This is a genomic window from Funiculus sociatus GB2-C1 (assembly GCF_039962115.1).
GTDB classification, from domain to species: domain Bacteria; phylum Cyanobacteriota; class Cyanobacteriia; order Cyanobacteriales; family FACHB-T130; genus Funiculus; species Funiculus sociatus.
In genome coordinates this window covers 1-11,390 of record NZ_JAMPKJ010000111.1, presented here as the reverse complement: position 1 = coordinate 11,390, position 11,390 = coordinate 1, and the positions used below count along the sequence as shown (strand labels likewise).

Below are 11,390 nucleotides of genomic sequence, written 5' to 3'. Positions count from 1 at the left end.
AAGTCGATAGGGCAGCCTTACTGGATTTTTAATGTTGACGGTAAAAACGTTGCGATTCATGGGCGAGATGAGTGGAGGTTGATTGATGCGGTTCAAACAGAATAAGTAGGTAGTTGACTCAAGAGCGATCGCCTTTTCTTTCCTTGATTGCGCGAAGCGCAAGCGCGACGACAAGTCGTTCGCTTTCTCAACATCGACTGCCCCAGCTCGAATCTTAGATTGCTGATTACCTGCCAGCCAGTTTGAGCGCACCACCAATAGGTAGTGGTAAACAGGTAGTGATATTCAATGCTCAAAGCCTTGTACGGTAGGGGGTGAAAGTGAATTTATCATTACTTCTATACCACTACCCACAAATATAAGTGCCTAGGGCACCTATATTTCTGCTGCCTGTTCAGTTGAAACCACCATTCTTCCAACGGGTGATCGCTCCTTACTGCTTTTCGCATCCAACCCCGTCACTGTCGCGGTCAAAGCCATGCGGGTCAGGCGGTAAAAGCTTGTACCAAATACTGTTGCCAGGTAATCCTTTCCGCCAACAGAATCCCCGCAAGGGGACTGAAACGAAGGACGATCGCAAGAGCAATCTCCAACTTGAGTTAGACACCAAGTAGGCAGAACCGACCTAACATTTGGGTTCAGTAGCATTGAGGCAGAGTAGATGTCGTCCCAATTGAACCGCGATTCAGAAGAGCTTAAGGTACAGGGAACCACCTTGTTTGATCGCACTTTTCGAGACAGCGAGGGCAAGATTGTCATTGCTCAGATGCCCAATTTGCCGATTCTAGTAGGGTTGGGAGCAAGCCTACTTCAACTCGTCTTGCCCAGCGGCAATCTCCAGACAGGATTTGATTTAATGGGGTTCGGTGCTTTGTTCACCTGGGCATGGCAGGAGTTGTTTGATGGGGTCAACTACTTCCGTCGGGCGCTCGGATTGGTGGTCTTAGGGAGCATAATCGCGCTCAGACTCCATATCGTTTGACCTTGAACCTGCCACTTTATCCGGCTGAAGAACTGTGCCGCGGTACGAAAGAAGACTAGGAACTTGCGGTTTCGATGGTTTTGCTTGGGATAACTGAGTACATCTCGGATAAGCTGAAAAATCGATAATGGTTGAAACCCTTACCGGAAGCGACAGTCATCCACTTGAATGAGTGTCGCTATTTCAATCGCTGCTGGTTGGGCGATCGCGCTTATTCTAAATTCCCTGCTTTCTTAACAGCTTGTTTCAAGTCTTCAAAGGTAATATTACCCTCTTCATCTCGATACATCGCTAGCAGTTCCGCGGGGCTAGTACCTGTTTCTGCTGAAATGACTGCATTTAACCCAGGACTTAAAAAAAGCTCATTACTCGATACTTTGCCATCTTGATCTCTATCCAAGGTATTAAAAAGAGATTGAAGCTCTTGCTCAGTTGCCATAAGTTTCTATCTGAATTAATTTTTTCAATTCAATATCTCAAAGTTTTGAGAAAGATGCAAGGAAAGTTAAGATTTATCACTGACCACGTAGTCCGTTCCAGAAGCAAAAATGGCTTGTGTTTATCTTATTAGCTCTAGGGGGAACGATCGTTTTTCTCAAACGTTAGAGAGCATGGAGACGCTGCACCAATGCTATATCGACATAACTTGCATCTCCAGCATCACCAGCAAGAACACTAAAGGGTTGAAGAGGTTCTCCCAGGTGATTTAATACCAGTATGGCACCGGAAAAATCTTGATTTTGCGTGTATTCGTTAACCGTAACAACTGTTTTCAAACCTAGTTGACAGGCAGCTTCTAAACCTTGGTACGAGTCTTCAATCGCAAGGCAATCTTGGGCCTCTAAATCCATCATCTGTAGGACATACTGATAGACATCTGGTGCTGGTTTTTTGGCAGGAACGATATCACCAGCGGCAATCACCTCAAACCAGTCAGGGCTATTGGCTCCAAGGGAATGTTCCAATAGGGCAGTAACATTGGGGCGTGAAGCTGTTGTTGCGATCGCCAAGCGAACTCCTTGAGAGAGGGCTTCTTCTATCAATCGCTTCACTCCTACGCGCAACGGCATAGCCCCCTCAGCCGCCAATTGTTGGAAACATTTGATTTTGGTCGCATGAATGTCAGCGATAAACTTGTCCAAGTCAGTCGGTGGCTCGAAATCCGGTCGATACTGCTCCAAGTAAAAGCGAATGCGTTCCTTTCCCCCCGTAACCTCAAGTAACTCTCCATACAGCTCAGCTGACCAATCCCAATCTAAACCAGCTTCAGCAAAGGCACGATTGAAAGCAACGCGATGACCATCTCGCTCGGTATCTGCCATCGTTCCATCAATGTCAAAAATCAAGGCACGCAGTTGTGTCATCGTAACTATTTTCCAGGTGTTCTTGAGGTAAGACTACCAATCAATAAGGGTTAGAACTGATAAATCTCTCTAAAGTTGCAGTAATTGTAGACATTGGAGCAGGACTGGGTGCTGCGATCGCTCATCGTGAAAAGTGAGGGATTTGCTGTGGGGCTAATCGCAAGGAGTGAAGATACACTAACACCCATTCAAGGCTCAAGTAAGGGAGGTGACGGCGGCGATGACCAATTTTCTACTGGAAGCGTTCTTACCTCTCGCATCCGTTCAAAATCACTATCAGATGAAACCACAGTCAGACCGTGACGCAAGGCAGTAGCAGCAATCCACAGATCATTCTCGCTCACGCCTAAAGCTTCAATCCTGGTTGTTCTGCGTCTACTTTTTTCTCTGGGGCCAAACTGAGCGATGATTTCCGCTTTAAATTCACCGTAGATATGGGCAGTTTCCCTGTCCACCGAATAGATGTCGATGCCTTGTACAAAAGCTTGCACTCGGATTAGATTAGCCGCCTTCTGTTGTGAATTTTGTGCCATGAAAATGAGTTCCCCGCAAACAATGACACTGGTAGCCACTGGCACCTGGCCCAACTCGATGAGGCGGCGACGGACAACGGCATCTCCTTCAATAATGCGGCTACAGTGGTTGGTGTCGAGCAAATACACGCTTAAAATTCCAGCGGGGCACGGGAATCATAAACCATCTGGAGACACTCCTCAAGGTCGTCCCCTTCCCATGTCCCTGCATACCTCAAGAGAGATTCGGCAGTGGAGCTAGAGGGAGAAGGCGTTTCAGGGGAAGGGGATTCAGGTTCGTCTCTAAGAACGGTGACGCGCACTCTCTTTCCAGCGAGTTCTTTTGAGTGGATGATAATCTCCTCCCAAGTTCCTTCTAATTCCATCGGTTTAGATGTCATAAATATTTGCTCCTAAAAAGGTAGATAAAGGGCAGAACTGTCGGATGGACGAGCGTGAAGATAGCGGCTGGTTGTTGCAACCGAGGCGTGACCCAGCGTTGCCTGAACCAACTGCACAGGCGCACCTCGGTCAAGAGCGTGGGAGGCGTGGGAGTGCCTGAACCAATGCGGACTAACCTTTCCTTCAATCCCCGCACGTGACCCAGCTATTTCGATGATTCGCCGCACTTGGTTTGGTTGAATAGCCCCGGCAAACTTACGGCTTCTAAACACCGGGTCATCTTGTCCGGCATCACCTCGGAACTTAGTTAGCTCTTTCCAGAGGGAAGCTGGCAGTGCCACATACCGCGTCTTTCCCCCCTTGCCATACAATGCAACCTGACCGCGATCGCCTACAGGTTTGAAGTCACGCCATCTTAAAGAAGATGTTTCCGAAACTCTGGCACCGCTGGCATACAGGAAACGGAGTAACAGCTTATTGCGCTCGCACGGTTCCAAGGCAATCATCGTCATCACCTCAAGCTCTGTCAAAATCCGCTCTGCTAAAGTGTTTTTGACTGAAGGCGTGTCTAGCGACGCACCTACATTAAAGGGCAGATACCCAACTCGATGCCCAAACGAGAGCAGTGACTTGAGGGATGAAAGCCGACGATTCTGGGTAGCGGCAGAATACCCCTGAGAAGCTAGGGCATCAGCGAACGCCTGGACATCATTGAGCGTAACTTGCGGCAGCGGCTTGGTTTCGACAAATGCCAAAAAACAATTGATGTCACCACGGTAAGCCCTCTGGCTCTGACGAGTCTTGCCGTGCAACCAAAGGTCAATCAATTGGACAGTGGAATTAACTTCAGCCAAGCGAGTAGTAGGAGCGATCGCCGCCCCAGATGTTCGTGTCAACATAGAGTAAGAGTAGACCTTTTGTTGAACAAGTCCCTTCTGTATCCGCAGGAGGGACTCTGTTTTAGATTGTATCGGTGATAAGTCTGCTTATCACTCATTGGAAATCTACACTCTTGGGTGATAAGTCACCTTGTTATGATCGCACTCTCGGCAATTTTTGTCTCAATGCCAAATTAAATAACATCAAGATAAATTTGTGTCGCTCGCGCGGAGCCGCTCTACTGCAAGATTGCAGAGAAAGTTTGCGCGAGCGACCCTTAGAGGATGTTTGGAAATACGGAGAGAGTGAGAAAAAGCTTAGGCAAGTCTACGTAGCATCAGACGAATCAACGCGATATAAATGAAGGCTTCGGAAGAAGCAGGCAATCGCTCATAATCGACATTCAGGCGGCGGCACCAATGCAGCCAACCATAAGTACGCTCTACAGTCCACCGCTTAGGCAATAGGACAAAGCCTTGAGCACCTTCAGGACGTAAAACGACTTCTAAAATCTAACGAAACGTATCCATCACCCAGCGCAAGAAGTTCTCACCGGAAAAGCCCCCATCTACCCAAATGCGAACGAGTCGTGGGAGACGTTGACGTTCAGTCATGAACCTGGTGGAACAACTGCTCTGCCCCTTCACGTTCAGGGACATTGCCTGCCACGACTCGCACTGCAATCAGTAATCCCAGAGTATCGACCAAGGTAAAGCGTTTTCTGCCTTTAATTCTTTTGCCAGCATCGTACCCAACCGTCTCATGTACCATGACGGCAGTCGGTACGGTTTGAGAATCTAGACTTGCCGCACTTGGAAAAAGCAAGGTGGTCTTCAGTGACTCTCACCCATTGCACGCCTCTGGTCATGGATTCGCTTCCAACTGCCATCCTTGCGCCATTTGCGGAAGTAGTAGTACACCGTTGAGTACGGTGGATACTCTTTGGGCAACAGCCTCCAAGCGCAACCACTGACCAGCACATACAAAATGGCTTGGAGAACACGCATCAAGCTAACACTGCGGGGTCTACCCGTTGTATAAGTTGAATTGAGAAGGAATTCAAATAATTGGTACTGTTCAAGGCTGAGTTCTGTAGCGTAGGCTGGATTCATAGCTTCCTGGAAGGCTGTTGAAACTTTGCATATGATTCAGCCTATGACTCCAGGAAGTTTTCTTACAATACTGGTGTTTATTACTACTTTTCAAACATCCTCTTAACTCCAGCTTTTGTTCATCCAAATATATCTAGGCTTTAGTAGCGATAGAAGCGCCCAATGACAACAATTTGTTAAGACGACAAATAATCTGTTATTCGACAGCATTTGATGTCGATGAAGTGCATCGTCTAGCACAGCGTTTAGAGTGGTTTTACACTCCCTGTAACGGGAGTTGGTTGAATGTCACGCTCAATTGAGTTAAGTGTCTTACGTTAGCAATGTCTTGAACGTCGAATTGGTTATAATTTGATGCTTAAGCAAAAGCTTGCAGCTTGGCAACACCACTGCAATCCAGAACAGGCTCAGGTGCAGTGGCGTTTCACTACAAAGGATGCAAGGGTTCAAATTACGTCGTCTTTACCCTAATCGAGCTTCTTAAGCTTGCCGCGTTACTAGATTAAGAATGACTACAATAACGTCTGCGTTGGGTCACTTTTAGGAATCCTCCTATGGAAGTGATCGCCAGTAACCCAATCCAGCTTGAAGGTTCAGGAACTGGTTGAGAATCATTGGGATTGAATCGAATAATTTCTCCCTGACCCGCAGCAATTCCTCGGTTTGCTATAAAAATATCCCCGTCATCTCCAAATGTGAATGAAGTTGGAGCAAGTAACCCGTCTTGCAAAAGGGTTGTACGTGTTCCATCTGGATTAAGGCGAGTTAATGCACCTGTAAAATCACCAGACAATATACCGTTAGTGGCATATTCCAAAACATACAAATTGCCATTGGAATCAAAATCCAAATCAATGATGTTGGTAAAGCCTTCGGCAAAAATCTCAGGAACACCATTGGCAACGCGGTAGACTCGTGCACCATCTACTGGAAATGGAAATCCGGTCAATTCACCGACATAGAGTGTGTCATCAGAACTGCTAGCCACTGCATTGGGCACAGACTGCATAGGAATATAAGGACCCCCAAATGGGTTAGTCACTAGACGGCTACCAAAGACCGACGCTAGATCAACATCCCCATTATCAAGATCCACCTTTAGCAGAGCGTTAGCACCCGCATCAGCAACATAAGCGGTATTGTTTTGAATGACAAAGCTATAAGGATTGGAATCTACTCCGCTTCCATCAGGATTTTCAGCTTGCTCAAATGCTGAAACGTCAGCGATCGCAGTCCAATCAGAGCCACCATTAAGGGCATTAATTTTCAGCAATTGTCCAAACTCTGGCACTCCCAAAGCACTCCGAACAGCAGGATCACTACCAAGCCCAATTAGAACATAAGGTTGCCCAGTCGCATCAAAAGCAATATCATGGGCACCTGTTGCCTCACTACCATCAGGTGCTGCTAATGATGGCAATCCGGTTACAACTCTGGTGACTGTGCCATTTTCAATGCGGGTAAGTGCTCCTGTAGCACCATAACAAACTGATGCAGTTGGATTTGTTGGAGAAGGAATGCACGGTCCTGCACCACCCCGTCCTGCTTCAGTTACATAAAGAGAACTATTCGCTCCGATAGTTAATCCTCTAGGGTTATCTAAATTACTTGCAATTATTTCCAAGGTCGCAGCAAGGGCTGTGTTTCCGAAACCAAGAGCGACAATAGTTGCTCCTATTGTTGCAAACGTTAGATGCTTCAACATGAATAATCTCCAAAATGCGACTTTACAGTATGTTGTTTGGGCGTTGCTGATCATAGGGATGAATCAGCGGCTGGAGTTCCTAATTTTTCATTTTTAATCAGAAGAAATCATTCCGTCATTCAGCAACGCCAAATTTTATCCCATAGTTCGTCGAAGCGATTTCAACGGCTTTTTCGATGTCGGCGGGACTAGGGGGACGGTTTTGATTACGCTCTTGTTCAGGGTTCATTGGCAGGTTCACTAGCTGACCTACTTCTGCAAAAAACTGCTCAGGTCCAGAAGGTGTAGCTATCACCAACACTTTAGCAGGCTTTGACCCGACGTTTTTGAAACTGTGGCGCAAACCTTTGGGAAAAGAGAGGTAGGTTCCTTGAGTTGCGACAGTAGTTTGTTCGTCAAACTGATACTCAACCTCACCCTCAAGAATATAGTGGGATTCAGCCGCTTGGTCGTGACTGTGAAGTGGTGTAGTGCTTTGCGGTTGCATCACTATCTCGTATAACGAATAGGTTCCACCCGTATCTTCTCCCACAGCGAGAAAAGTGTATAAGTCACCCAGCACTAAATATGTGGAACCCTTACCAGGCTGAACTAATTTAGCTTTGGCATTGACAGAGATTGTTTCGTTCATGGTTTTTCTCTTAAATAACTTATGGCGTAAGCTGTTGTGACACGAACTCAGTTGGCAAAACTTCTCCAAATTGCACCACTCAAGATCCGCTAGTTAAGCGCTGAGTTAAGGCAATCGCTTTTCTGCAAGATGCTGTAAGAACGGTAGTGCTGTAAACAAGGTGTTGCTGAATGCAGATATGAAGCTATTGCTGGAACCTCAAAGGCTGGTTCTAAATTTTGGTAAATCATATCCGTATTCAGCAACGCCCAACACGGGAGCTAAAATGATAACCGTTAATTGCGCCCAGTTCTTAGTGTTCATCAACAACCTTTTTTTGCATCCAATTGCAGAATACAAAGAGGTTGATAGGTGGCGCATTCACTGCTTATGTCAAATTGATTGAATAAATCTGCTAGGTTAATTGCACGATTCACTCAAGGGAATTACAGAGAATAGGTTATAGACTTTGCAGTTTTGTGCAATAGGTGTTTCATCGATGGGCAATTAATCGGGCAGAGAAGGTGAAAGATTTATCAAAAATTTGTTTTTATATTGGTAATCAATCAAGTTAACACTTTCTAACTTCATGATTACAGTAAGGTACAAAGCACAAAATGATAGTTGGTATTGCTCCAGCAAGATGTTACTGGAATCGGAACCGGATGAAGAAGTCCTGGCAGCGTTTGATCGAGCAATTCAAATTCGTCCTAACCAGTATCGAGTTTGGTATTTTCGAGGTTTGGCGCTGTTGCAATTGCAGCAGAATGACGAAGCAATTACTTGTAATTAGCAAGAGCTTCCCATAATTTTTGGCGGTTTGGGATACTTCTCTGCGCCTATAGCTATTGCTTAGACTTTGTAACTGACTTTTGCTTAAGTTGCATATCAACTAAAAGAACTTGAGTGGTTTGTCTTGAAGTAAAGTTATAAAAATAGAGTTATGAAAGCAAGTTAACATTAACCATCTTGACTCAAAAGCCATATGTTTGAACGAAAAACAAGGATTTCAAGCCTTCCCGTACAAGAGGAATTGTCAGAAGTTTTTACAGAATGTCAAGCTCCGTTAAATGAGTTGGCAGAGGCAATCTAAAATCTAAAATCGATTGACACGAAGAATATACCCAAAACCTTTCCTCAAGCTTCCCTCTAAATTACCAATCAACAAATCTATTAAATAAAAGGGATTTAATCATGAATTATGTAACCCTTCAGAAATCTGAATCTCCTTCCAGTCCGCAAAATATTGCTGCATCCACAACTCCTAGGAAAAGAAGGCTAACAGCTCGGTGGCTAAGTGTAGATGGCAAGTTGATTTGCTATTGGATTACTACTGAAACGTGACATAAATCACTTTTTTAAGAATAGAAGTTGAGTCTAGTAGACCTTCAAATAAGAAAACTTTTTCCTGAAGAAACTCCTCCATTACATTCATTCAAGAGTGAAACCATGAAGCTTTACTATCGTGGTGTGAGCTACGAATACGACCCCTCAAAGGTTGAAACCCGGAAGGGAAGGCAGCCCTTTAAGCAACTTCGTGGCTCTGGTCACGCTTATAATCTGATTTACCGTAGAGCTACCTATCGTATTGATCCGAATGCGAAGCAAAGTGAAGTTCCTGTACAACCAGTAGCTTATAGATTGGTGTATCGAGGCATCGCTTACTTTGTAAATAAAACTCCACAGGGAAAAGTTAGCGTAGTTATTCAGCCTGCAAGTACTTCAAAATTTATCATCTCAGAAGATAAATACCATAATGCCTCTAAGACACGAGATGAATTCTTGTGCGATCTCAATCTTTTGGGTTTATGGTCACAATGTGGCAGTAATTGGAGTTCGACTGTTAAAGGAGAAATCCAATCCGCTACCAACGAACCCATAGTACAAGAGGAACCTAACCTAACAAATAAGGTAATCTTGTTTGGAGCTTTTACGGTTCTCTCCTTAGTGTTTACTGCTACGTGGATGCAGGCTCCAAAAATTCATCAAGCAATGAAAGAGGTAGGCAAAACTTCGATTGAGCAACTGATGCTCAGCTCCTACTGAGAAGTTGAAAAATTCTCATGAGTAATTGATGGGTTTTTCGCTGGTGCAAAGTTCAATTTGCGGTTAAGCGATTGTCAAGACTAAGCTTATTAGCTTCCTACTCAAACAAAACAATCTTGATAACTATGACCTAACAAAACAGGGCAAACACATGGATGAGAACTCTCTACTTTTAGCTTATATATTTTGCATCTCTTTTATCCCGAAATCACGTTTCTTTAAGAAGTTAAATGATAGTCGGATTGTTGCCGCCTCAAATAATTGCATTAACTGGAACAAGCAGGAGAAACAGGATGATACTTCAGGGTAAAGCGGCTTTAGTCACTAGAGGTCAGTTCAAAACACCGTCACCTGCTAACTAAATGTAGCAGGGCAAGCTCGATTTGGGGAATTTCCAAGGAGGAAATCATGCCTGCTCATTCTAAGCAACCCATCAAAAAGATAGTCTTGCTGGTAGTGGTAAATATGTAGTGAAATTTATAATCCTTGAGTTTTATATAGGTGGGGCTGATGGCGATTAAGTAGTTGAGGTTGCACAATTTAAATTTGGTTTCATTTTCCAAGCTATTAATTTTTAAATTTCCCAAATTATGATACTATGTAAAAATAGTATGCTTGCTTAAACACCTGATAAAATATTTTTCCGTAGCGATGTCAAAAGTCAGACCTACTTGTCCTAGATGTGGCTCTTCACATACAGTTAAAAACGGTAGAATTCATAACAAAAAAACCAAATATCAGTGTCAAGATTGTAAAAGACAGTTTTTAGAAAATCCCAGCAAAAAATATGTTTCGCAAGAAACTAAGGATTGGATTGAGAGGCTATTACTTGAAAAGATCCCCTTGGCTGGAATAGCTCGTGCTGCTGAAGTTTCAGAAGTTTGGCTGCAACAATACGTGAATAGCTTATATCTTCAGGTTTCCAGACTTTTAAAAGTTTCCCCAAAGCGCCCAGGCAAATTAAGAATTCAATGTGATGAACTCTGGTCATTTGTAGGTAAAAAAAGTCACCAGCAATGGATTTGGTTAGCCCTTGATGAAGAAACTAGAGAAATTGTTGGATATTATGTTGGCGCTCGCAGTGAAAGTGGAGCTAGAGGTCTTTGGAATTCTTTGCCGGCTGTTTATCGTCAATGTGCTAAGTGTTTTACCGATTTTTGGGCGGCTTACGCTCAAGTTATACCTACTAAACGACATCAATCAGTTTCCAAAGAAAGTGGAAAAACCAGTTACATTGAAAGGTTTAACAATACTTTGAGGCAAAGAGTTGCACGGTTAGTTAGAAAAACTTTGTCTTTTTCTAAAAAACTAGACAATCATATTGGAGCCATCTTGTATTTTCTTCACCATTATAATGAATGCTTGCAAGTTTAGGTGCTTATCACTACATATTTACCACTACCCATACTTTTAGCCGCAGTAAGGCACGAGAGTATAAGGGTTACACAATACTTATTGAGAATATAAATTTATGAAAAATCATCAGAAACCCTTGCTAGGAAAGAATTTGAGACATTTTAGTATGACCTGAATCCTTACGTATTTACTTATAGCTTCAATAACTTTGATCGAGACGAAAATATGTCGTTTTTGCTTTCAGTGCCAGAATTATGGGAATCTATGAGGCTCCAAGACTGGGTAGCTTTGATGAAGCTACTGTCTCCAAGGCCTAATATTACTATTTTCGATGCTACTGGCTGTTATTCCGATATTATATTCTTTATTAAATGGCTTAATTTAGATAATCTGCAACTTACTATATCGCTAGACGACCTTAA

The 11,390-nt window shown here is 43.9% G+C and carries 12 protein-coding genes and 3 pseudogenes; 4 read left to right on the top strand and 11 right to left on the bottom strand.

Translation table 11 applies throughout. The features are described 5' to 3' along the window. Both NDI42_RS27810 and NDI42_RS27805 read right to left on the bottom strand, forming a co-directional pair. Positions 1-252, bottom strand: a 252-nt coding sequence (locus NDI42_RS27810) for a hypothetical protein (protein WP_190454544.1), incomplete at its 3' end; no start/stop codon positions are given. A 123-nt stretch (positions 253-375) separates the two neighbouring features. Further along, positions 376-648, bottom strand: coding sequence for a hypothetical protein (locus NDI42_RS27805; protein ID WP_190454541.1), 273 nt, complete (start codon positions 646-648; stop codon positions 376-378). Positions 649-661: 13 nt separating this feature from the next. On the opposite strand from NDI42_RS27805, the gene NDI42_RS27800 reads away from it, so the two are divergent. Beyond that, complete coding sequence (locus NDI42_RS27800) at positions 662-982, top strand: hypothetical protein (RefSeq protein ID WP_190454538.1); 321 nt, start codon at positions 662-664, stop codon at positions 980-982. 211 nt (positions 983-1,193) lie between these two features. On the opposite strand, the gene NDI42_RS27795 is transcribed toward NDI42_RS27800, so the two are convergent. The 9 genes and pseudogenes from NDI42_RS27795 to NDI42_RS27760 all read right to left on the bottom strand — a co-directional run bounded on the left by NDI42_RS27795 (position 1,194) and on the right by NDI42_RS27760 (position 7,587). Then, entirely contained in the window at positions 1,194-1,421 is a 228-nt protein-coding gene (locus NDI42_RS27795; RefSeq protein WP_190454536.1) for an EF-hand domain-containing protein, read from the bottom strand. A gap of 163 nt (positions 1,422-1,584) precedes the next feature. Further along, positions 1,585-2,346 carry an HAD family hydrolase gene (locus NDI42_RS27790; RefSeq protein ID WP_190454533.1) on the bottom strand — a complete coding sequence of 254 codons (762 nt, stop codon included), beginning with the start codon at positions 2,344-2,346 and terminating at the stop codon, positions 1,585-1,587. 188 nt (positions 2,347-2,534) lie between these two features. Beyond that, positions 2,535-3,008 carry a PIN domain-containing protein gene (locus NDI42_RS27785; RefSeq protein WP_190454530.1) on the bottom strand — a complete coding sequence of 158 codons (474 nt, stop codon included), beginning with the start codon at positions 3,006-3,008 and terminating at the stop codon, positions 2,535-2,537. Between the two features lie 2 nt (positions 3,009-3,010). Further along, positions 3,011-3,259, bottom strand: coding sequence for a hypothetical protein (locus NDI42_RS27780; protein WP_190416399.1), 249 nt, complete (start codon positions 3,257-3,259; stop codon positions 3,011-3,013). A gap of 54 nt (positions 3,260-3,313) precedes the next feature. Further along, positions 3,314-3,856 (bottom strand): annotated as a pseudogene (locus NDI42_RS29035) (tyrosine-type recombinase/integrase); the annotation flags it as partial. 30 nt (positions 3,857-3,886) lie between these two features. Beyond that, positions 3,887-4,159: pseudogene (locus tag NDI42_RS29030) on the bottom strand (site-specific integrase); the annotation flags it as partial. A gap of 297 nt (positions 4,160-4,456) precedes the next feature. After that, positions 4,457-5,251 (bottom strand): annotated as a pseudogene (locus tag NDI42_RS27770) (IS5 family transposase). 502 nt (positions 5,252-5,753) lie between these two features. After that, positions 5,754-6,956 carry a ScyD/ScyE family protein gene (locus NDI42_RS27765; protein ID WP_190454524.1) on the bottom strand — a complete coding sequence of 401 codons (1,203 nt, stop codon included), beginning with the start codon at positions 6,954-6,956 and terminating at the stop codon, positions 5,754-5,756. 115 nt (positions 6,957-7,071) lie between these two features. Next, positions 7,072-7,587, bottom strand: coding sequence for a cupin domain-containing protein (locus NDI42_RS27760; RefSeq protein ID WP_190454521.1), 516 nt, complete (start codon positions 7,585-7,587; stop codon positions 7,072-7,074). A 568-nt stretch (positions 7,588-8,155) separates the two neighbouring features. On the opposite strand from NDI42_RS27760, the gene NDI42_RS27755 reads away from it, so the two are divergent. The 3 genes from NDI42_RS27755 to NDI42_RS27745 all read left to right on the top strand — a co-directional run bounded on the left by NDI42_RS27755 (position 8,156) and on the right by NDI42_RS27745 (position 10,986). Beyond that, positions 8,156-8,359: a hypothetical protein gene (locus tag NDI42_RS27755; protein ID WP_348231840.1), complete on the top strand. Its 204-nt coding sequence runs from the start codon at positions 8,156-8,158 to the stop codon at positions 8,357-8,359. Positions 8,360-9,015: 656 nt separating this feature from the next. After that, positions 9,016-9,612: a DUF4278 domain-containing protein gene (locus NDI42_RS27750; protein ID WP_190454516.1), complete on the top strand. Its 597-nt coding sequence runs from the start codon at positions 9,016-9,018 to the stop codon at positions 9,610-9,612. A 651-nt stretch (positions 9,613-10,263) separates the two neighbouring features. After that, positions 10,264-10,986, top strand: coding sequence for an IS1 family transposase (locus NDI42_RS27745; protein ID WP_190454513.1), 723 nt, complete (start codon positions 10,264-10,266; stop codon positions 10,984-10,986). The last annotated feature ends 404 nt before the right edge of the window (positions 10,987-11,390 follow it).